The organism is Thermoactinomyces sp. DSM 45892 (genome assembly GCF_900107305.1).
Classification (GTDB): domain Bacteria; phylum Bacillota; class Bacilli; order Thermoactinomycetales; family Thermoactinomycetaceae; genus Baia.
This window is the reverse complement of record NZ_FNPL01000002.1, coordinates 45,038-66,810: the sequence shown is the minus strand read 5'-3', so window position 1 is coordinate 66,810 and position 21,773 is coordinate 45,038. Positions and strand designations below refer to the sequence as shown.

Here is a 21,773-nt window from a genome sequence, read left to right as displayed (position 1 = left end):
CATGTTTGATCCAATTTCGTACCGGGAACACTCTTAATCAGTTCCATATCATCTATCCTATACAACATAAAGACTCTTATTGCAAAGGTGATGAATATGATTATTACTTGTGATTCTTCAGTAAATATGGGATACATATATCTTCAAAAACCACATAACTATCTAAAGCTCCGCAGGGAACGAGAAGGCGATTTGATCTCTTATGCAGAAAATCTCGAATATCATCAAATTCCCTTCGTTCAAGATGAATCCGTCTTAGACAAGCTACTCCACTTAAAACAGTCTCCTAAGATCTATAGCCATGCGTATCGAGATGGAGAATTCTTTCATGAGTATCAAAGCGATCTAGATTCAGAGGGGTATGTAACAGGGATTGAGATTTCATTACGTAAGGAGTCTTTCCTTACCCTATTACAAAAAAATTCCTTTCGATGCTATTCGTTTAGTTGGGATGACAATTCAATGAGGTTATTCACCTTGGAAGAAGAAGATATAGTATTTAATTCTCAAAACATTCTTTACCCATTGCATTGGAATCGTGACTCCTTTCTCATTATAGATATTGATCCCATTAGTCGGATGGGACGTATTCGAGGGCTTCTCACTTCTAACGAAGACCGCTATCCCTCCCTCTATCTCCTGCAACCTCTATTTTTCCTAAAGTAAAAAACCAGATGAATGGAATTTTCATCTGGTTTTTATCTCTTACTCAAGCCCTTAATGTTTTTTCTCTTTTACCATATAGGAAGCAATAAATAAGAAAGCAACCACACCCAATGCCAAGAGAGACTTAGCCAGGTTATCAGGGGTAAATAGTATAACAGCTAAAATGACTGTAAATGCAATAAGAGTAGCTCCTGAAATATACGGGAACCCTTTTAATAAGAAGCGACCTGGTTTGTGGTAATCCTTATCGGTTAATCGAAGTTTCAATTGCGCCGCACAAATCATAATCCACATAGTAAGTACCGTTATCGCTGGAATCCCCATTAAAATAGAGAAGACACTCTTGGGTGCGAAGTATGCAACAGCCGCGCCGCCAAATAAGAAGATCGCACTAACTAGAATCCCTAAAACGGGAACCTGGCTCTTAGATAATCGTCTAAATACCTTCGGTGCTTCTCCATCTCCTGCTAGTGAGAACAACATACGTGAAGTCGCATATACTCCAGAATTCGCCGCCGATATAACAGCAACCAGCATAACGAAATTCATCACATCAGCCGCTGAGGAAAGTCCGATGTTTTGTAGTACATTTACAAATGGGCTTCCTTGACTTCCGATTTGGTTCCATGGTACTAAACCGACAATCACGAGAATCGGAAGAATATAAAAGAGCGACACGCGTACTACTACTCCACGCAACACCTTCGGTAAGACTTTGTGTGCATCCTTTGTTTCACGGAGAGTAAGACCTAATAACTCTGCACCGCCAAAGGAAAAAATGACAACTGTCACGGCGGTAGCAAGTCCTCCCAGTCCTGTCGGGAAAAATCCACCGTACTTCGTATAATTAGATAGTCCAACCTCTTGATTTGAAAATAAAAGATATACTCCCAGTCCTACGAATAACAAAATAGTAACAACTTTAATAATGGAAAGCCAAAATTCTATTTCTCCAAAGAGCTTCACGCTCGCTAAATTCAAAATTAAAATAAACAAAGCACAGAGAGTACTTAATAACCAAATGGGTGTATGAGTAAACCATACATGTAGAAATGTACCCGCTGCTACTACTTCTGCAGCTAAAACAAGCACCCAGTTGAAGTAGTACAACCATCCAGTCACAAAGGAGATTTTTCCTCCAAATGCCCGGTGTATCATTCCTTTTACATCGAGATCGGGATAGGCACTTCCCATTTCAGCTAATGCCCCCATCACAACGTACAACAAAAGTCCTGCTAAGAGATATACAAATACAATCCCAGGACCTGCTAGGCTAATCGTATCTGCACTCCCCATAAAAATACCTGCGCCGATCGTACCGCCAATTGCCATCATTCGCAACTGACGCGCCGATAAGGAACGCGCTAAACCTTGACTCATCTCTGCTCAACTCCTCTACGATTGCATAACAGCATACCACGATCATTCATTTTTTTCTAGAGGTAAGTATTTCTTTTTTAAATTGTTTTATAGAGATATAACCATAAAAGAAAGCACACCAAGGATCAGGAATGATTCTTAGTGTGCCTATTCTATTGATTGGTATCCATTTCAGCAGGCTTGCATACTGGATCCACAGCTCAAATCCTAGAAGAAACCCATTGGATTTTGATCATAGGATACAAGCATGTTTTTCGTCTGACGATAGTGTTCAAGCATCATCTTATGACTCTCTCGACCGATACCAGACTGCTTATAACCACCGAATGCAGCATGGGCGGGGTATAGATGGTAGCAATTTACCCAGACTCGCCCTGCCTCGATTTTTCTTGCTACCTCGTACGCTTGATGCATGTCACGAGTCCAAAGACCAGCGCCGAGTCCGTAAGGTGTATTGTTGGCGATCTCTAATAGTTCTTGTTCATCTTCAAATTTGGTTACAGATACGACAGGGCCGAAGATCTCCTCTTGGAAGATTCTCATTTTATTGCTTCCCACAAAGACCGTTGGCTCAACATAGAAGCCATCCGGATAACATTCATTTGTATAAGGCTTACCACCCGCTAGACAAGCAGCACTTTCTGCTTTTCCGATATCTAGATAGCTAAGGATTTTCTCATATTGTTCACGGGATGCTTGGGCTCCCATCATCGTGTTCGGGTCAAGCGGATCTCCGAGTGTAATCTTCCTAACACGCTCTAAAGCCCGTTCCATAAACTCATCATAGATGGAAGCTTGGATTAAAGCACGAGATGGACAAGTACATACTTCCCCTTGGTTCAGAGCAAACATAGCAAAGCCTTCTAATGCCTTGTCTAAAAAAGCATCATTCGCACGTAGAACACTCTCCGTAAAGATATTGGGTGACTTGCCACCTAATTCCAACGTTACGGGTTTAATGTTTTCTGAAGCATATTGCATAATGAGACGACCCGTATTGGTTTCGCCTGTAAAAGCAATCTTTCCAACCTTAGGAGAGATAGCAAGTGGTTGTCCAGCTTCTAAGCCAAAGCCATTTACAATATTTAAGACACCTGCAGGCAATAGATCTGCAATCAATTCAGCGAAAATAAGAACCGTTACAGGTGTCTGTTCTGCTGGCTTCAACACAACACAGTTTCCAGCCGCCAAAGCCGGGGCGATCTTCCAAGCAGCCATCAAAAGTGGGAAGTTCCACGGAATAATCTGCCCGACAACGCCTATCGGTTCCTTCATCTGAATCGATAATGTCTTAGCGTCTAATTCAGAGATGCCTCCTTCTTCCCCGCGAATCACACCCGCAAAGTATCGGAAGTGATCGACCGCGAGTGGTAAATCGGCCGCTAGCGTTTCACGAACAGGCTTTCCGTTTCCCCATGTCTCCGCTAATGCAAGTTGCTCCATATTTTCTTCCAGACGATCCGCAATCTTTAACAAGCAGTTACTACGCTCTGCCACAGAACGGGAGCCCCATGCTTCTCTTGCCTCATGTGCCTTGGTTAATGCTAACTCTATATCTTCTTTTTGGGAGCGTGCTACTTGAGTATAAACCTGACCATCCACCGGAGAAACCACATCAAAGTATTGTCCATTAAGCGGGGCAATCCACTCTCCACCGATAAAATTATCGTACCTCGACTTAAAACGGATCAGACTTCCAGCTAGATTTGGTTTTACAAATACACTCATGGTAGAACTCCTCCTCTAATTTCATAAAATAATGATTGAAAATATATATTCTTTCAATTAATATATTTAACATAAATAAGGAAAATTCCTTCTATTAATCTCGGAATAAGTGTGTAATTATATATAAAAAAACAGTACCCCTCTTGTTAGTTTTGACTAACAAGAGGAGTACTGTTGTTCACTTCTAGTTATAAAGATGACAAGCAACAAAATGCTTCTCTTTTATCTCTTTCCATTCAGGAATCGTACTTGCGCAAATATCCATCGCCTGTGGACAACGAGTACGGAACTTACATCCACTTGGTGGATCGATCGGGCTAGGGACATCTCCCTTAAGGATGATCCGCTCACGTTCATTCTTAAGGCTTGGATCCGCAATCGGAACTGCCGAGAGAAGAGCCTGTGTATAAGGATGAAGTGGATTATCGTACATCTCATCGCTATCTGCTAATTCCACTAGGTTCCCCAGATACATAACACCTACACGATCACTAATATATTTCACCATAGAAAGATCATGGGCAATAAAGAGATAGGTAAGTCCGCGTTCTCTCTGTAGCTTTTTCATCAAGTTCACTACTTGAGCTTGTACCGATACATCTAAAGCAGAGATCGGCTCATCCGCGATGATAAAATCTGGTTCTACCGCTAGGGCACGTGCAATCCCAATCCGTTGACGTTGTCCACCTGAAAACTCATGTGGGAAACGACTTGCATGGCTCTTATTTAGACCTACTGTTTCCAGAAGCTCAATCACACGATCTTCGCGCTTCTTTCCATTTAGACCATGAATATCGATTCCCTCAGCAATGATATCCATTACTTTCATTCGTGGGTTTAGAGAAGCATAAGGGTCTTGGAAGATCATCTGCATACTACGATTCAGTTGCTTTAGTTCTTTCCCTTTTAGCTCATGTACGTTCTTCCCTTTAAAATTCACTTCTCCCGAAGTAGCATTGTACAGGCGAATCAGTGTACGTCCAACAGTCGATTTCCCACATCCAGACTCTCCCACTAAACCCAGAGTTTCACCCGGATATATGTCAAAGCTAATCCCATCAACCGCTTTAAGGATCTTCTTGCCACCGACATCAAAGTGCTTCTTTACATTTTTCACGCTAAGGATTGGCTCTTTTTTCTCTGTTGCACTCATACAGATTGCCTCCCTTCAACTACTTCTCTGCGGTAAGCTTCTGCCATTGGATGCTCTAGCCAGCAAGCTACTCGGTGATCTTTTCTATGCTCTGTCAGTTCCGGATCAACTTCTTGACAGATTTTCATCGCATATTTACAACGTGCCGCAAAAGCACATCCCTTAGGTGGAGCTAATAAATCAGGCGGTGCACCTGGAATAGGGCTAAGCTCTTCCGAGCGATCCTGATTCAACTTTGGCATAGAGTTCATAAGTCCCCATGTATACGGATGGCGTGGCTCTGCAAAAATCTCACTAATCGTACCCGATTCTACCACTTTTCCAGCATACATCACCGCGACACGGTCAGCTGTCTCAGCAACCACTCCGAGATCGTGAGTAATCAGGATGATAGAAGTGCCGAGTCGTTCTTGAAGATCTTTCATCAAATCCATAATCTGTGCCTGAATTGTTACGTCGAGTGCAGTTGTTGGCTCATCCGCAATCAATACATTTGGATTACAAGAGAGAGCTATCGCGATCATCGCCCGCTGACGCATCCCACCTGAAAATTGATGTGGATATTGAGTAAATCTCGACTCAGGACTAGGAATCCCTACTAATTTCAGCATCTCAATTGCCTTTTCCTTGGCTTCAGCCTTTGAGAGCTTCTGGTGCTTAATGATTCCTTCCATAATCTGTTTCCCTACAGTCATCGTAGGGTTCAATGAAGTCATCGGGTCTTGGAAAATCATCGCAATTTCCTTACCACGAACCTGCTCCATCTCTTTTTCGCTCATCTTAACAAGGTCTTTTCCGTTATAGAGAACTTCACCGTGCTTATATTCTCCCGGGGGAGTTAAGATCAATTTCATAATCGCTTGTGAAGTAACACTCTTTCCACAACCCGATTCACCCACTATTGCTAGGGTTTGACCTTTCTCTACATCAAAGCTCACTCCACGCACTGCCTTAACCTCACCACTATAGGTATGGAAAGAGACGTGAAGATCGCGCACCTCTAAAATTTTGCTCATCTTTATCTCTACCTCCTATTTTTTCATTCGTGGATCAAGTGCGTCACGTAACCCATCGCCAATCATGTTAAAAGCAAACATAAGGATTGATAGGACAAGAGCCGGCCAAAGTAAGTTATGTGGAGCAAGTTGCAAGAATCCATTCCCTTCATTGATCAAAACGCCCAAACTTGCCTCTGGTGGACGAAGACCTAGACCAATAAAACTGAGAAACGCCTCAAAGAAAATGGCCGATGGAATAGAAAACGTAACTGCGATAATGATGGGACCCATTACATTTGGAATAAGATGCCTCAGTAAAATACGTCGATGACTAGCTCCTAAGGTACGGGCAGCCAACACATATTCTTGAGAACGTAATTTTAACACTTGTGCCCGAACAATCCTCGACATCGGTACCCAACCCGTCATAGCAATGGAAATCGCAATCGCCCAAATTCCAGGTTCCATCAACATAATCAACAAAATAATAATAATTAAGTTAGGGATCGAATAGATAATCTCAATGAAACGCTGGATATAGGTATCCACACGTCCGCCAAAGTAGCCGGATATCCCTCCAATAGTAACTCCAATTATTACATCCAAGAAAACAGCTAAAAAAGCGATCATAAGTGAGACTTTTGCTCCATACCATACTCTTTGCCATAAATCTCTACCTGCATGATCGGTACCAAAATAGTGACCATCCGCGGCTGTATCTTGATTCTTGATCGAGACATTTTGAGTAGACCAGTCATATTCATTCATTAGTGGTCCAAAAATTGCTAGCAAACCAATTATTAACACTAGAAACAGTCCAAGGAGTGCTCCCTTATTCTGTCGAAATCGTAGCCACGCATCTTTCCAAACCCCTACCTGCTCGCGATTTAGTTGCTCTGCTCGTTTGTCCAACTGACCAATCGGTTCAAAAAGATCTGGTGTATATTTTTGTTCTGTACTCATGGGATCACTCCTTTGCTCCAGTGATACGAATTCGTGGATCGATAAATCCATAGAGGAGATCGACTATAAAAAGGGTAACGACAATTAGAACACTGTAGAAAATAGTCGTTCCCATAATAACTGTATAATCATTATTAGTGATAGATTCTACAAACATCTTCCCCATTCCAGGTACAGCAAAGGCCAACTCGACGACCAAAGATCCAGTAATAATATTAACAGCAAGCGGACCCATGACTGTAATGGCAGGGATCAACGCATTACGTAAGGCATGTCTTACTAAGATTGCTAAACGGCTAATTCCTTTTGCCTTCGCGGTACGCATATAATCTTGCTCCAATACCTCCACCATCTCTGTACGTACATATCGAGAGATCTGAGCAATTACTGCAAAAGAGAGCGCAAAAGAAGGCATAATCGTGGCCGAATAAGAGTCATATCCTGTAGCAGGTAACCATCCTAACTTCACTCCAACAAAATAGGCTAAAAGCGCAGCTAGAACGAAACTAGGAATCGAGACCCCCATAATAGAAACTCCGGTAGCCAGACTATCTAGCCATGTATTTCTCTTTAAAGCAGCAAGAACCCCTAATATAAGTCCAATTATAACTCCTAATATAAGTGCTTGTGATCCAATAAGAAGAGACGGTCCAAATCCCTGCATCAACATATCTGTTACTTCCCGGCCATCATAATTAAGAGATTTCCCTAAATCACCTTGTGCGAGATTGCCAAGGAACTTAAAGTACTGAACATAGGCTGGTTTATCTAAACCATACTGTTCTAAAATCTGTGCCCGTAGCTCAGGGGATAGCTTTTCTTCGTTTTTAAGTGGTGTACCTGGCAAACTATGCATGAGAAAAAAAGTAGCTGTAATAATGACTAGTAACGTAACAATCATTAAAGAGAATCTCTTGAGGATATAACGTGCCATATTTTCACTTCCTTTCATCTGATGGGGAATAAAAAGAGAAGGTATATATCGTAGGAAGATATATACCTTCTGTCATCACCCTACTCGATGTAAGCCCACTTAAAGCTGTACTCTTCACCAAATCCTGCTGAGTTGAATACCATATCCTTTACTTCTGGCTTAACCATGTAGTAAACAGAACGGTAATACTCTGGGACAATTCCAGCATCCTCTAATAAGATCTGCTCAGCTTTCCTGAGGTTTTGGAGACGCTCTTCCACATTTCCAGTCGTATTCTCTCTTGCTTTTTTTACTAGTGCATCATACTCTTTATTAGACCATTTACCGCGATTGTAAGGACTGCCACTTGTAAATAAATCTCCAATAAAGCTTAGTGAGTCACTATAATCTGCATGCCATCCAGAAGCTAGGAGGTCAAATTCGCCCTTTTTCCCACGATCTAAGCGTTGCTTAAATGGAACAGCGGATACTTTGATTTCCAATCCTAGATTTTTCTTATAAGCGTCTTTCACGTACTCTCCATGGCGCTTAGCGGCAGTAGTATCATCCGTTACCATTTCTAAAACAGGAGCTTGAGAAAGACCCGCTTCTTTTAAACCTTCATCAAACAAACTTTTTGCCTTTTGTGCATCAAACTTAGGCTCCTCTGGGAAGAGTTCCCGATACAACTTGTTCGCATCATTTCCGTTTGCTTTAATCTCTGGTGGAACTAATCCACCTGCTGGAACAGACTTATCTTGCAGAACGTTCGCTTGAAACTCCTTCTTATCTAGCGCTAGATTTAGTGCTTGACGAATCTTCTTGTTTTGAAGAAGTTTATTTTTTTGGTTCATTTCAAGATACCAAGATGAACCCTCAGCGACTGCTTTCGCTTCTTTGCTATCTTTATATTTTGGGATGTAGTCAGTACCCAATAATGTAACTTGGACTTGATTGGTATTATAAGCATTGATCGTAGCGGAAGAATCTTTCATCACCTTGGTCACAATTTTATTGAGCTTGACCGATTTTGCATCCCAATACTGATCATTTTTCTCCATGGTGTAGCTTTGCTCATGCTTCCATTCAGTTAATTTGAAAGGACCACTGTAAACGTTTGTGCTTGCTTCTTTGGCAAATTTACCAGCTTTGTCTCCATACTGTTTCACAATATCTTCTCGTTGTGGTAAGTAGTTAGGAAACGCTACTAAATCCAAGAAGTATGGAGTAACTCTCTCTAACTTTACTTCTAATGTCTTATCATCAAGTGCTTTAACTCCAACATCTTCTGCTTTTGCCTTCTTTTCATTATACGCTTTACCATTTTTAAGGTCGTGTAAGATAAAAGCATATTCAGAAGCCGTCTCAGGCGCTAATGCACGCTTCCAAGCAAATTCAAAATCTTTCGCTGTTACAGGTTTTCCATCGCTCCATTTACTGTCGCGAAGTTTGAAGGTGTAGGTTAATTTATCAGGACTGATCTTAGGCTCTCCCTCAGCCAAGGCTGGTTCGATTGATTTTCCATCCTTAGAGTGACGGTAGAGTCCTTCTTGTGTGTTGGCAAGAACATTACGAGAGGCACTATCCGTTGAAACAGCACTATCTAAGTTTGGCGGCTCAGCTCGATCTGTAACAGTCAATGTCCCTTTGTCTTTAGCACCACCGCCACCAAAGCTACATGCTGTAACCCCTAGGCTTGCCACAAGTGTGATTGCAAGAAACGGAACAAGCTTTTTTTTCTTCATTAACCTTCCTCCTTAAAATAATAGAATAATAGCTACATTTTGCTTTGCTTGTACCCACATCACCAGTCTATACTAACGGAAGGCCTTCATCTGAAAGCATATCTTTATTCAAATAAACGATTTGAATATATTTAGATAATTTCATTAGGCAGTCTGTTGTGATTAGGAATGATTGCTATAAATTTAACTTAAAAGTGCTGATTTTGTAAAGAGTATTTTTTATCGTCTCCTAACTCATTTTCATTTACAGAAGGAATGGAAGCTTGGTTTTTTTGAATGCATAAAAATACTTTTTGGTATATGAATATGTCTATCAGGGCATGTCGCTTCTGTAGTTTCTCTACATTCCATCCATTCATTCTTACAAGTTAAATTCGTACAATCTCTCTTAATTCCCTCTTTTCGCTTGCCACAATTTACATATAAAAATACCTTTCTAAATTTTTAATGTTAGTACAATAAATAAATAATTTCATCGATTACGTGATATATTTTTGTATAAACTATTTTTATATGTGCATTTCTTCTGTTGGTGGAGGGTATGATCGAATAAAACAAATTTGGGTACTGTTTTGTTTTTGGTTTACTTCCCATATCGAGTGATCTATGGACTTCCAAAAGATAAAAAAATCATGCATCTTATAGCAGACTTGGTCTACGTTTTTCCTCGTAACCTGAAAGCGAAACCATATGATTCCCTTATGAAAAACCCCCTGAACCATAGGAGGGGTCTGTATGATGAAATCTTTACCATTATGGGTGAGAAAGATTCGATTCTCCTTTACTGCATATCGGAAAACCGCTTCATCATGAAACCCTCTCATCTGTACGGAACTAACAGTCTCTACATCATAGCCACGAGTATCAAAGAAATCTTTCACTCGTGGAGTCACGTTTTCATCTAGAAACAATCTCATTCCGTTAGCTCCCCATAAATGGATCATCTAGAACTCGAATAGCAAAGCTTAATGCTTGGTGAATCTGTTCACGTGTTAGTCCGTAATCCTCACAAATCTCTTCTATTGTCATCCCATCACGTAAGCATGCCAAAATCATCGTCACTTGTATACGAGTTCCTTGTATAACAGGCATCTCACTTACCACTTTTTGATCCATGCTAATCCCTGGTTGATGAGACACAATCATGCGCAGAAATGATTTCATTTGGTTCATCCCCATGTCGTTTGGATGGTAACCATTATAGTCGTGTAGGAAATCATTTATGCATTTCCCCCACTTTGGATCTTCAAGCAATTCTAATAAAGAGAATGGTAACGTTGGTTCTTGGATTTCTTTCATCTGTGACAACTCCAATCATCATTGCATCACTTGCGACAAGCAGATAAAATAAATTCAACTGGGCATAGTATGTTAAATACAGTAAGCTCATATTTTCAGTTTCCATGCCCCCACGTTCTATTTTATCAGTTCCCTATAAACTTGTCAGAAAGAAATACTAGATAATTAAGATATAGAGTAGGATGTTTCCATGAATCGATTTCGTAAGCGTTTAAATCCCCCTACAGTCCTAGTGATTGGTTTTGGCATTATCATTTTAATAGGCTCTTTCCTGCTATCACTCCCCGTTGCTTCCAAGAGTGGACCCGGGATACCATGGATTGATGCATTTTTCACGGCCACCTCAGCGACTTGCGTAACGGGATTAGTCGTAATTGATACAGGTCATTCTTTTTCCCTGTTCGGACAACTGGTTATTTTATCCCTTATTCAAGTAGGTGGGTTAGGCTTTATTACCTTCGCTACTTTATTTGCCATTTTGCTCGGAAAACGGGTCTCATTTCAAGATCGTCTATTATTACAAGAATCATTAAATAATCTATCTGTTGACGGAATCATTAAGCTTGTGAAACGGATTATCATTTTTACGATTATCATCGAAACCGTTGGCGGAATCCTCCTCGCCATCTCGTTTGCTTATGAATTTCCCATTGACCGAGCCATTTACTATGGGTTTTATCACTCCATTTCCAGTTTTAACAATGCGGGCTTTGATTTGATGGGAAGTTTTCGAAGCTTCACGAATTATGCTGAACACATCTATGTCAATCTGATACTCTGTGTATTGATCTTCCTTGGTGGTATTGGCTTTATTGTATTGAACGAGGTGTATGAGTACCGTAAAACGAAGCGATTTTCTTTACATACAAAGCTTGTATTTATGACAAGTCTTATTTTAACTATTGTAGGGACAGTTTTGATTTTCTGTTTTGAATTTAACAATCCACAAACCCTACAACCCCTCTCAATGGCAGATAAAATTGTTAGCTCTTTGTATCAAGCGATTAGCCCTAGATCAGCTGGGTCCAATACACTCAGCATCCCTGATCTCACCCAATCCACTTTATTTCTGTTGATCCTACTTATGTTTATCGGAGCTTCACCAGGGTCATTTGGGGGAGGGATTAAAACAAGTACATTCGCAGTATTGGTAGGGGCGGTTTGGGCACAGATCACAGGGAAGTCAGATGTTAGCTTTTTTAAGAGGCGGATTCCCTACCGATTCATCTATCGCTCTTTAACAATCGCAACGATTGCCATTCTCATCATCATCATCGTTACGATGTTACTAACCATATCAGAACAACATAGGAAAGTAGACTTCTTAACCATTCTCTTTGAAGCTACATCTGCTGCTAATATAACAGGGCTCTCAATGGGACTTACACCTCACCTTTCATTTGCTGGAAAAGTGATCATCTCGGTTACGATGTTCATCGGACGAATCGGGCCGCTCACCATCGCATTTGCCATAGCAAGCAGAAGGAGAAATAACCTATATCGTTATCCAGAAGGAAAAGTAATGATCGGGTAATGGTAATACAAAGGGGCAGATAACATGCGCGAACAGCATTTTGCAGTAATTGGAATAGGGCGTTTCGGTTCTAGTATCGCGACCACTCTCTATAAAGAGGGCAACGAGGTATTAGCGATTGATATGAATGAATCCCGAATTGATGAGATCAAGGATCAGGTTTCTCACGCGGTGATCACTGATTCAACGGATGAAGAAGCCCTTCGAGCGATCGGAATCCGCAACTTCGATACCGTCATTGTAGCCATCGGTGACGATATCCAAGCGAGTATCTTAACGGTACTCGTTTTAAAGGAGCTCGGAATTAAGCAAGTAGTCGCCAAAGCACTTAATAAGCGCCATGCCCAAGTGCTCTATAAGATAGGGGCAGATATGGTTGTCTTCCCTGAACGAGATATGGGTGAACGTGTCGCTCATCATCTCATGTCTCCCAATGTATTAAACTTTCTCAAGCTAGCAGATGATTACAGTGTCGAAGAAATCAAAGTTCCCCACAGTATGGCAGATCGAAATTTACGCGAAATCAACTTACGCGCCGAGTACAACTTAAATGTGATCGCCATTCGTTCAGGTGAACAGATTGATATTGCACCCCATCCAGAGCGTGTTCTAGGGATTAATGATGTCTTGGTCGTCATTGGAGAAAATAGCGATTTAGAAAGATTTACAGATTTGGCTTAGAATTCTAGCATATTCTTTATAGTTTCCTTTCTATCAAATGTGCCAATGTCGTTTGGTCTAATAGCTGCGCAATCGAATCCCTAATTAATGCCCAAAATGGCTTTAGGAGGCACGTCCCTTCTAATGGACATGCTTCGTATGAGGTGATACTTACACACCCCATCGGGGCAAGCGGACCTTCTAAACTCCGGATCACATCACCTATGACGATTTGGTCCGGAGCTTTTGCTAACATGTAACCTCCATTCTTCCCTCGCTTACTTTTTAGATAACCTAACATCTTCAATTGCAGGAGGATTTGTTCTAAGTAAGCAACAGGAACTAGGGTTTGTCCAGATATATCCGCAATCGTTGAAACATTTCCCTCTTGTAATCCCAAAGCAATGAGTGCCCGTAGTGCATACTCCCCTCTACTCGATACTTTCACCTTTAATCCCCCCTTTTCCGATCTAATATTATACCTATCAATTTATGAATTTTTCCTGTCGTTATGCCGATTTTAGTGCGCATAATGTATGAAATTGACATATATTAGTCTCATAGTCAGTTCGATACCTGAGTATGTTAGTCAACATAATCAAGTAGAAGGGGTAGATCGATATGAAGTATGCCAGACATATACAAAATCTTTTGAATTTAGAAGGGGTAAATCTCGATCCCCACAAGGATGCCTCGCATTATTATCAAACCATGTGCCGTTTGATTCGAGCATCTAATTGCACCATTGACCGAATTACTCCTTATCTAACTGCACCTGTTGCTCCACTTGAATATGGACGAAATCAAATCTATTGCTCTGATTTATTTGAGGTGATTGTGTTACATGTTCCACCGAAAGTAGAAACCCCCATACACGATCACGGCGAAGCCTGCTGTTGTGTTCATGTGATAAAAGGGAGTACTTTAAACCGTGTATATCGAAAAAATGTCAACGAAACCCTAGACATATTAAGCAGTAAGCACTTCATAGCAGGCGAGTTTTTCTATAGTCCACATGGCCAAATTCATTCGATGTATAATCCAACCGATCAACCCATAGTTACCTTGCATGTCTATACACCCCCCATTTCAGGTAATCATATCTATCCCAATAATGTGCTACAATCGCACAAGGAGGGGGTATAAACTTGAAAACAAGGGAGAAGGAATTTTCTGAAAGTTTGAACGATCAGAGAAGTATCTGGCTAAATGGAAAACGAGTTCGTATTTTAGAAGAAGAAGCATTTCGTGGTGCGATTCAAACCGTCTGTAATCTATTTCGAATGATGGATGATCCTAGCACTCAAGAAAGTGTTGCCTATGTGAGTCCTACTACTGGCGAGTGGGTTCATCAATCATTTCACATTCCGCAGTCAATCACCGATTTACAAAAGCGGCGTGTTGCCTTTGAACAATGGAGCGAAGCAACGGACGGGATGATGAGTAGACTCTCTGATTATGCACGTTCTCGTTTAACTGGATGGTACTGTGCTCGTAATCAATTCTCTATATATGATTCTGCATTTCCAGAGAAAATAACTCGTTACTATCAACAAGCACGGGACGAAAATCGATTTATTACGGTTGTGCAAAGAGATGTTCAAATCAACCGCGCTAATCAATATGACCCTCAGCTTCTACGTGAATCAGGACTACTACACATCACTCGAAAGACACAAGATGGCATCTACTTAAACGGGGCTAAGATGATTGCTACCGCAGCCCCCTATACGCACGACTTCCTGATCTATCCGGTTGTAAGGTTAAATGAATCTCAAAAATCAGTAGCGAATATGTTAATTGTCCCTGCGGATTCCTCTGGGTTACACATCGTATGCCGGGAATCGTTTGCCAAGAGTGATCTGGAGCAACAAGACTTTCCCCTGAGTTCCCAATATGACGAGATGGACGCCCTCCTTATTTTTGATGATGTCTTTATTCCGTGGGAATATGTATTCATTCATGAAAATCCAGAAGCGATCTGGGCTATCAAAGAGAATCCCCATTCGATTTGCTTGGGATATCATCAAGCCATTATCCGCTTAAAGACAAAGCTAGAGTTCATCACTGGCTTAGCTTGTAAAATCGCTACAACCATTGGAGCTACTCAATTTCTCCATGTTCAAGAAAAACTGGGTGAGCTAATCTCACAAGTAGAAACCATTCACGCATGTATTATTGCCAGTGAAGCAGAGGGTGCGATGACTGAGGAGGGCGTTTATCTACCGAGAGAGACGACCATTGACACAGCTAAAAATCTCGGAACTACCTTCTATCCGCGGGCAGTTGAGATCCTCCAATTAATCGCTGCTGGAGGGGTTATTCAAATTCCTTCAAGTGTACAAGATTTCCAATCTCCTATATCTGACCTGATGAATCAATATTTCCGTGGTGCAGATGTAGATGCGCTAAGAAGGACCAAGCTATTTAAACTGGCCTGGGACGTCATAGGGACCCCGTTTGCCTCACGATCCGAGTTGTACGAGCGATTCTACTCTGGAGACCCCATCCGTAATCGAGCTGGACAGTATTTATCTTACAATAAAGATAAGCTAACAAATATGGTTGAAAAGTATCTATGAGCCGATACTAAAATAAAACAAGCTCTTGCGGACGAAGAGCTTGTTTGTTTAACTCAATCTATTTCATCTCCGAAATGGCCACCAATTTGCTTTTCCTAAACTCTTCACCAGTACAGGAATAAGTAGAGGGAGCACAACAAAGGTGTATAAACATAGCCCGATCAAAATGATAGACGCAATCTGGATGAGGGATAACAACCCTGATGGAATCATCGCCGCAAAGGTACCGCCTAATATAATAACGGCTGAGATGATAACCGTCCCCATCTTTTTCATCGAAAATAGCATCGCATCCGCAACGGGTATATCGTGATATTCATTAAACCGATCCATGAGAAAGATACTATAATCGACTCCGAGTGCTATCAACATCACGAAGGCAAAAAACGGTACAATCCAGCTAATCCCGCTGTAACCGAGGATATCTACAAATAGAACCTCATTGATCGCCATGCTTGTATAGTAAGTAAGAAGTAACGATCCAATGATATAAATCGGCATCATGAAAGAACGGAATAGAAACACCAACACAAGCCCGATTCCGAGCAACATAAGCGTAACAGTGCGAGAGTAATCTTGATTCGACATATCTTTTAAATCGGCATTCATACTTGTAATACCACCTATTGCCACTGTGGCATTTTCTAGCTTCGTTCCTTTCGTTGCTCGATGTACTGCCTCTTTTAGCTTCTCCACTTGATCCATAGATTCACGAGCATATGGATTCGATTTAAAAACGACGTCCATCGTCACCGTCTTCCTATCCGGTGATAAATACACCTCTAATACGTTTTGAAAACCCTTATCTTCTACTATATCTGCTGGCATATAAAATCCATCGACACTCGAAGTACCTGATAGATCCGTTAAATACCTCTGGGCAACTCCTAATCCATCGGATACCTTATTTAGACCATCTGCCCCTTGGCTTAGACCTGATTTTAATTCCTCTAATTGATCTCTTAGCTTACCAAATCCGCCAAGTAATACTCTCTGCCCATCATTCATTCTAGATAATCCATCCGTTAGACGAGGGAGTTGTTTCACAATCTGCCCTTGTGCATTCGCTGCTTTTTCTAAGCCTTGTACTTGTTTTTCTATTCCTTGAGTAAAGGCATTGATCTCTTTGGTTACCTTATCTTCATTTTCCATCATTTTTTCTAGATTGGAACGAAACTTCATCATTTTATTCTTTTTCTCTATTGCTGACAGGATATTGCCTTTGATTTTTTGATATTCTGCTAAGGCACCTAAACCCTTCATATTTTTTTCTAAGTTCTGGAAATGCTCTTCTTTTATTTGATCCAATTGATTTAACAAAGGATCGATCTGTTGTAAGTCACGATTCACTCCTTTATATGCCTTAGAGAAGTTTTGATACATACGAAGCAGCTCTTGTGTTTTTTCTTTTGCGGTCTCTAGCTCTTTCTTTGCTTGTACAGAGCCAGCCTTCATCCCCTGCTCCATTTTCGATAAATAGGTTTCAAGCAAAGTTAGTTTTGATTCTGCGAGACTCGTCCCATCAATCAAGCGCTGGATTCCGTCCGTTGCTCGTTTTAGTTCAGGCTCTTTCTTGGTTAATTCATCATTTGCTTCCTTTAATCCCTCTGAAACTTTTTCAACACCCTCTTTTCCTTTTCCTAACCCTTTCCCTAGCTTTTCCGACTGCTTTGTAATCAAAAATTTCTCAAAGGGTTCTCCCATAGGTCTCGTAATCGAGCGGACAGAAGCGACTAAGTCTACCTTATCTAGCTCCCTACTAATCCGTTCCACCACATAAAAATAATCAACTGAATCCAACCGATCATCATTTTTAAAAACCAGCTTCGTGGGCATCGATTCCCCAGCACCAAAGCTTTGTTCGATCACACGAAATGCCTTAATAGTAGGTACATCTTCGCCTATTTCTTCTATTGAGTTAAACGATACCTCTCCTTTGTAAGCCATCATAAAGGGAACACAAATGATGGCTACCAAGAGTATAGAAAGAATAGGTCTAGATAATGAAAAGCTTCCTATGAAACCCCATAGTCTACTATCCTTATGTTCTAACTTTCTTTTGGACGGCCAGTAAATCGCTTTCCCCAGAAGCGCCATAAAGAATGGAACCAACGTAAATAGGGCGATTAGCAACACGACGATCCCTACCGCAACTGCTGCTGCAGACTGATACAGATTAAACTCAGAGAATCCTATGGAAGCAAAGCCAACCATGACCGCAATCCCACTAATGAGTACCGTACGCCCTGCCCGTTTATATGTTTCTATGATTGCTGGGACTACCTGCCCGCTATGTATTAACTCTTCCTTAAAACGGCTTAAAAGCAAAATGCAATAATCTGTCCCAATTCCAAACAAAATAGCTACCAAGAAAATTCGTGTGTTACCCGAGATCGGAAAATCAAACTGGTCCACTAAGAGGGAAATAACGGATTGGGAAGTAAGATAAGTGATACCCACTGTTAATAGAGGAATAACCGGGGCAACAACGGAGCGAAATACTAGAAGTAAAACGAGAAGAATGAAAATAACGGTAATCTCCTCTGTCTTCTTTAATCCTGCTTCTGACTTTTGGAGCAGTTGACTTGTAATAATCGACTCATTCGTATAAGCATATTTAACCTCTATCCCATCCAACGTTTTAGATAAAGATTTCGTAAGAGTAGATAGGCTACGTTTTTTTTGATCCACATTTAATGAGGCTAAGATTGCTTTTCCATCTTTGGAAACAAGAGTTTCCGTTAGCTGTTTCTCTTTAAAATGAGTTGTAATCTTCTTAATCCCTAACGATTCTTTATTCTGCTCTAAACGATGGACTGCCTCTTCTGCTTCCTTAATCTCATGATCCGTCAATTTTTGATCGCCATAAAAAACCAGAGCAACTTGGGAAGAATTTCTTTTTCCATACCCTTCTACTATCAATTGAGAAGCAAGTTTCGATGAATATCCTTCTGGAACTTCGATTCTTCCTTTTTCACGTACTAAATCAGACATACTCGGAGCTACATAGACTAAGCCTACCATCGTAATCACCCATATAAGGACAATCCACCAACGACCCTTTAACATCCTCTGCAAATTCAGTCCCCCGTTGTACTTGCTATATTTTTATATATTGTTTTAATTTCTACAAATTATTAAACACCCCTTTTTATGATCTTCACTTGTCATCATTTAGACAATAAAGAAAGCCCTATAAGGAGGTCTCCGCCTACTTATAGGGTTTTTTCTCTGTAATAATTTATCTACGAAATGGCCACCAGTTCGCTTTCCCAAAGTTCTTGACCAATACAGGGATCAAAAACGGGAGCACAACAAAGGTGTATAACAATAATCCTATTAAAATAATCGAAGCAATTTGAATGAGTGATAACATGCCTGATGGAATCATCGCCGCAAAGGTACCACCTAAAATAATAACCGCAGAAATAATAACCGTCCCCATCTTCTTCATTGATAACAGCATCGCATCGGCAATCGTTACGTCTTGATACTCATTAAATCGATCCATAAGGAAGATACTGTAGTCCACTCCAAGTGCCATTAAGATCACAAAGCTAAAGAATGGGACAACCCAACTAACTCCACTATACCCCAAGATATCAATGAATAAAACTTCGTTCATTCCCATCGTCGTATAATATGTGAGAAGGAGAGAGCCTAGGATATAGGTCGGCATGATGATCGAGCGGAATACAAACACTAAGATAATCCCGATCCCCATCAACATAAGCGTAACGGTGCGAGCATAGTCTTGATTCGACATCGTGTTCAAATCGGCACTTACACTGGTGATCCCACCTACGGCTACAGTAGCGTTTTCTAGCTTCGTTCCTTTCGTCGCCCGCTGGATCGCATCTTTTACATCATCTATCTGATTCATCGTCTCTCGAGCGTATGGATTCGTCTTAAACACTACATCTAGCGTCATCGTCTTCCGATCGGGAGACAGATAGGCATCTAACACTTTTAGGAAGTCCTTATTTTCTAGCACATCACCTGGGATATAAAATCCATCCACACCTGAGGAATCCGTTAGGCCAGTCAGATAATTTTGTGCATCTCCCAAACCACCTGATATCTTATCTAATCCTTTTGCACCTTCAGCAAGGCCGGATGACAATTTTCCCAGCTGTCCACTAAGGGCTTGATACTCTTTTAGTAGCCTCTTTTGACCCTCATTTATACTAGTTAAACCGTTGGTTAATTGGGGCGTCTGTTTTACTATGGCCCCCTGTCCGTCAGCTAATTTCTTAAAACCGGCTATTTGCTGATCAACCCCTTCGATGAGTTTGTCTAATCCCGAAACTAGCTCTTTTTGCTTGGCAATCGCTGCTGCTAAGCTCGCATTAGCATATTCCATTTTTGACTTTAGTTCCGATGGTTCTAATCTTAGGCTAATCTCTTTATACGTTTGGTAAAGCCCTTGATAAACTCTAAGCAAATCCTGTACACCTGATTTTGCCTCCTGAAGTCCCTTCTTCACTTCCGTAGAGCCTGCGATTCCCACTTGACGAATGCCGTTATCCACTTGGGCTAGACCTGATTGTAGCTTCGACAGCCCTGATTGAACGCGAGATGTTCCGCTAACTAAGTCGTTAATTCCGCTCACACCACGCTTAATTTGAGGCTCTTGTTTCGATAATTCCTCACTTGTCTTATGAAGCTCATCCGAAACTTTGGAAACACCCTCTTTTCCCTTCCCCACTCCTTCTTCTAGTTTCTCTGACTGTTTCGCAATTAAAAATTCCTCTAGTGGCTTCCCGATCGGTCGCGTGACAGAGCGAACAGATTTTACCAAGTTTACTTTCTCTATTTCTCGACTGATCCGTTCCGTAAGATAAAGATATTCGTTTGAATCCATTGGTTCATCATTCTTTAAGATCACTTTCGTCGGCATGGATTCCCCAGCTCCAAAGCTTTTTTCGATCACATGAAATGCCTTGACTGGCGGGGCATCCTTATTAATTTCCTCTAGTGAATTAAAAGTAAGCCTGCCCTCATAAGCAAAGATAAAGGGAACACAGATAATCCCCACAACGAGTAGCGAGAGTATCGGCTTTGATAGAGAGAATCTTCCTGCAGCCCCCCATAACTTACTTTCCCTATGGTTCAATTTCTTCTTAGATGGCCAGTAGATCTTCTTTCCTAGTACCGCCATAAAAAATGGAACCAGTGTAAACAAGGCTAGCAACAACACAGCAACTCCCACAGCTACTGCCGAGGCGGATCGATACAGGTTAAATTCCGAAAAACCAATCGAAGCAAAACCTACCATAACGGCAATTCCACTAAAGAAAACTGTACGACCAGCGCTCTTATATGTCTCTACAATGGCATTAGTGACACTCCTGTTATCAGATAATTCTTCCTTAAAGCGACTTAAAAGCAAGATACAATAATCGGTTCCAATCCCAAATAGTATCGCTACTAAAAACATCTGGGTGTTGTTGGAAATAGGGAAGTCAAATCGATCGATTAAGATAGATACAATCGATTGAGATGCAAGGTATGAAAATCCCACTGTCAAAAGCGGAATCACAGGAGCCACAGCAGAACGAAAAACGAGTATCAAGACAATCAAAATAAAGGCAACCGTAATCCCCTCTGTCTTCTTAACTCCCTCTTCCGATGACTTCATCAACTGATCTGTAATCATCCAGTCACTTGTAAATTGATGCTGAACCTTAATCCCTTCCAATGCTTTTGATAGATCTTGACTAAGAACAGATGCCTTCTTGTCTCCCTTTTGTACGCTGAGAGATACTAAGATCGCCTTTCCATCTTTTGAAACCATCGTATCTTTTAACTGGCTGTCTTTAAAATGGGTAGCAATTTCTGTAATGCCAAGCGATTTCTTTTTCTGTTCCAACAGATCAACCGCTTTTTTCGCTTCCTCTATATCACCCTCGGTCAATTTTTGGTCGTTATAAAAAACAAGCGCAACTTGTGAGTTATGTTGACCATCCGTTTTTTCTTGTAACTGCAATGCAAGCCTCGAAGAGTACCCATTTGGAACTTCAATATTTCCCTTTTCACGCACTAAATCAGCCATGTTAGGGGACATATAAAACAATCCCACAATTAGTAAAACCCATGACAAAGCAACCCACCAACGGCCTTTAATAATCGCTTTCAATTCCATTCCTCCC

The 21,773-nt window shown here is 41.1% G+C and carries 17 protein-coding genes; 5 read left to right on the top strand and 12 right to left on the bottom strand.

All coding sequences use genetic code 11. From position 1 onward, the window contains the following. Nucleotides 1-96: 96 nt before the first annotated feature. Entirely contained in the window at nt 97-666 is a 570-nt protein-coding gene (locus tag BLU58_RS01985; protein WP_093290562.1) for a hypothetical protein, read from the top strand. A 51-nt stretch (nt 667-717) separates the two neighbouring features. On the opposite strand, the gene BLU58_RS01980 is transcribed toward BLU58_RS01985, so the two are convergent. From BLU58_RS01980 to BLU58_RS01940, 9 genes are all read right to left on the bottom strand, one after another. Then, nucleotides 718-2,046: an amino acid permease gene (locus tag BLU58_RS01980; protein WP_093290561.1), complete on the bottom strand. Its 1,329-nt coding sequence runs from the start codon at nt 2,044-2,046 to the stop codon at nt 718-720. Between the two features lie 207 nt (nt 2,047-2,253). Beyond that, a complete protein-coding gene (locus tag BLU58_RS01975) occupies nt 2,254-3,774 on the bottom strand; it encodes an aldehyde dehydrogenase family protein (RefSeq protein WP_093290560.1) in 1,521 nt (506 codons plus the stop codon). A gap of 184 nt (nt 3,775-3,958) precedes the next feature. Beyond that, nucleotides 3,959-4,927: an ABC transporter ATP-binding protein gene (locus BLU58_RS01970; RefSeq protein ID WP_093290559.1), complete on the bottom strand. Its 969-nt coding sequence runs from the start codon at nt 4,925-4,927 to the stop codon at nt 3,959-3,961. Continuing rightward, entirely contained in the window at nt 4,924-5,943 is a 1,020-nt protein-coding gene (locus BLU58_RS01965; protein WP_093290558.1) for an ABC transporter ATP-binding protein, read from the bottom strand. The genes BLU58_RS01970 and BLU58_RS01965 overlap by 4 nt, the downstream gene beginning before the upstream one ends. A gap of 15 nt (nt 5,944-5,958) precedes the next feature. After that, complete coding sequence (locus BLU58_RS01960; protein WP_093290557.1) at nt 5,959-6,888, bottom strand: ABC transporter permease; 930 nt, start codon at nt 6,886-6,888, stop codon at nt 5,959-5,961. A gap of 4 nt (nt 6,889-6,892) precedes the next feature. Further along, entirely contained in the window at nt 6,893-7,822 is a 930-nt protein-coding gene (locus BLU58_RS01955; RefSeq protein WP_093290556.1) for an ABC transporter permease, read from the bottom strand. Between the two features lie 80 nt (nt 7,823-7,902). After that, on the bottom strand, nt 7,903-9,546 hold the full coding sequence (locus tag BLU58_RS01950) for a peptide ABC transporter substrate-binding protein (RefSeq protein WP_093290555.1): 1,644 nt from the start codon (nt 9,544-9,546) through the stop codon (nt 7,903-7,905). A 509-nt stretch (nt 9,547-10,055) separates the two neighbouring features. After that, nucleotides 10,056-10,463, bottom strand: coding sequence for a DUF5615 family PIN-like protein (locus BLU58_RS01945; RefSeq protein ID WP_093290554.1), 408 nt, complete (start codon nt 10,461-10,463; stop codon nt 10,056-10,058). A 4-nt stretch (nt 10,464-10,467) separates the two neighbouring features. Beyond that, entirely contained in the window at nt 10,468-10,845 is a 378-nt protein-coding gene (locus tag BLU58_RS01940) for a DUF433 domain-containing protein (RefSeq protein ID WP_083426358.1), read from the bottom strand. A gap of 190 nt (nt 10,846-11,035) precedes the next feature. Here BLU58_RS01940 and BLU58_RS01935 point away from each other — a divergent pair, with 190 nt between their 5' ends. Both BLU58_RS01935 and BLU58_RS01930 read left to right on the top strand, forming a co-directional pair. Beyond that, nucleotides 11,036-12,379, top strand: coding sequence for a TrkH family potassium uptake protein (locus BLU58_RS01935; protein WP_093290553.1), 1,344 nt, complete (start codon nt 11,036-11,038; stop codon nt 12,377-12,379). Nucleotides 12,380-12,403: 24 nt separating this feature from the next. Further along, complete coding sequence (locus tag BLU58_RS01930) at nt 12,404-13,060, top strand: potassium channel family protein (RefSeq protein WP_093290552.1); 657 nt, start codon at nt 12,404-12,406, stop codon at nt 13,058-13,060. A gap of 16 nt (nt 13,061-13,076) precedes the next feature. On the opposite strand, the gene BLU58_RS01925 is transcribed toward BLU58_RS01930, so the two are convergent. Continuing rightward, nucleotides 13,077-13,487: an RrF2 family transcriptional regulator gene (locus BLU58_RS01925; RefSeq protein WP_093290551.1), complete on the bottom strand. Its 411-nt coding sequence runs from the start codon at nt 13,485-13,487 to the stop codon at nt 13,077-13,079. 173 nt (nt 13,488-13,660) lie between these two features. Between BLU58_RS01925 and BLU58_RS01920 the strand changes: the two genes are divergently transcribed. Further along, on the top strand, nt 13,661-14,185 hold the full coding sequence (locus BLU58_RS01920; protein ID WP_093290550.1) for a cysteine dioxygenase: 525 nt from the start codon (nt 13,661-13,663) through the stop codon (nt 14,183-14,185). Nucleotides 14,186-14,187: 2 nt separating this feature from the next. Next, on the top strand, nt 14,188-15,621 hold the full coding sequence (locus BLU58_RS01915; RefSeq protein WP_093290549.1) for a 4-hydroxyphenylacetate 3-hydroxylase family protein: 1,434 nt from the start codon (nt 14,188-14,190) through the stop codon (nt 15,619-15,621). A 63-nt stretch (nt 15,622-15,684) separates the two neighbouring features. Here BLU58_RS01915 and BLU58_RS01910 read toward each other — a convergent pair whose 3' ends face one another. Together BLU58_RS01910 and BLU58_RS01905 are read right to left on the bottom strand one after the other, a co-directional pair. Further along, nucleotides 15,685-18,690 (bottom strand): MMPL family transporter, encoded by a 3,006-nt coding sequence (locus tag BLU58_RS01910; protein WP_369813680.1) that lies wholly within the window; start codon nt 18,688-18,690, stop codon nt 15,685-15,687. 172 nt (nt 18,691-18,862) lie between these two features. Beyond that, on the bottom strand, nt 18,863-21,760 hold the full coding sequence (locus BLU58_RS01905; RefSeq protein WP_093290547.1) for an MMPL family transporter: 2,898 nt from the start codon (nt 21,758-21,760) through the stop codon (nt 18,863-18,865). Between the last annotated feature and the right edge of the window lie 13 nt (nt 21,761-21,773).

What these genes read in the sequence shown, in the direction of transcription:
- BLU58_RS01945 (WP_093290554.1), bottom strand. Translation starts at nt 10,463, where the DNA reads ATGAGATTGTTTCTAGATGAAAACGTGACTCCACGAGTGAAAGATTTC.
- BLU58_RS01930 (WP_093290552.1), top strand. Translation starts at nt 12,404, where the DNA reads ATGCGCGAACAGCATTTTGCAGTAATTGGAATAGGGCGTTTCGGTTCT.
- BLU58_RS01910 (WP_369813680.1), bottom strand. Translation starts at nt 18,690, where the DNA reads ATGTTAAAGGGTCGTTGGTGGATTGTCCTTATATGGGTGATTACGATG.
- BLU58_RS01960 (WP_093290557.1), bottom strand. Translation starts at nt 6,888, where the DNA reads ATGAGTACAGAACAAAAATATACACCAGATCTTTTTGAACCGATTGGT.
- BLU58_RS01985 (WP_093290562.1), top strand. Translation starts at nt 97, where the DNA reads ATGATTATTACTTGTGATTCTTCAGTAAATATGGGATACATATATCTT.
- BLU58_RS01975 (WP_093290560.1), bottom strand. Translation starts at nt 3,774, where the DNA reads ATGAGTGTATTTGTAAAACCAAATCTAGCTGGAAGTCTGATCCGTTTT.
- BLU58_RS01955 (WP_093290556.1), bottom strand. Translation starts at nt 7,822, where the DNA reads ATGGCACGTTATATCCTCAAGAGATTCTCTTTAATGATTGTTACGTTA.
- BLU58_RS01950 (WP_093290555.1), bottom strand. Translation starts at nt 9,546, where the DNA reads ATGAAGAAAAAAAAGCTTGTTCCGTTTCTTGCAATCACACTTGTGGCA.
- BLU58_RS01935 (WP_093290553.1), top strand. Translation starts at nt 11,036, where the DNA reads ATGAATCGATTTCGTAAGCGTTTAAATCCCCCTACAGTCCTAGTGATT.
- BLU58_RS01980 (WP_093290561.1), bottom strand. Translation starts at nt 2,046, where the DNA reads ATGAGTCAAGGTTTAGCGCGTTCCTTATCGGCGCGTCAGTTGCGAATG.
- BLU58_RS01965 (WP_093290558.1), bottom strand. Translation starts at nt 5,943, where the DNA reads ATGAGCAAAATTTTAGAGGTGCGCGATCTTCACGTCTCTTTCCATACC.
- BLU58_RS01940 (WP_083426358.1), bottom strand. Translation starts at nt 10,845, where the DNA reads ATGAAAGAAATCCAAGAACCAACGTTACCATTCTCTTTATTAGAATTG.
- BLU58_RS01970 (WP_093290559.1), bottom strand. Translation starts at nt 4,927, where the DNA reads ATGAGTGCAACAGAGAAAAAAGAGCCAATCCTTAGCGTGAAAAATGTA.
- BLU58_RS01920 (WP_093290550.1), top strand. Translation starts at nt 13,661, where the DNA reads ATGAAGTATGCCAGACATATACAAAATCTTTTGAATTTAGAAGGGGTA.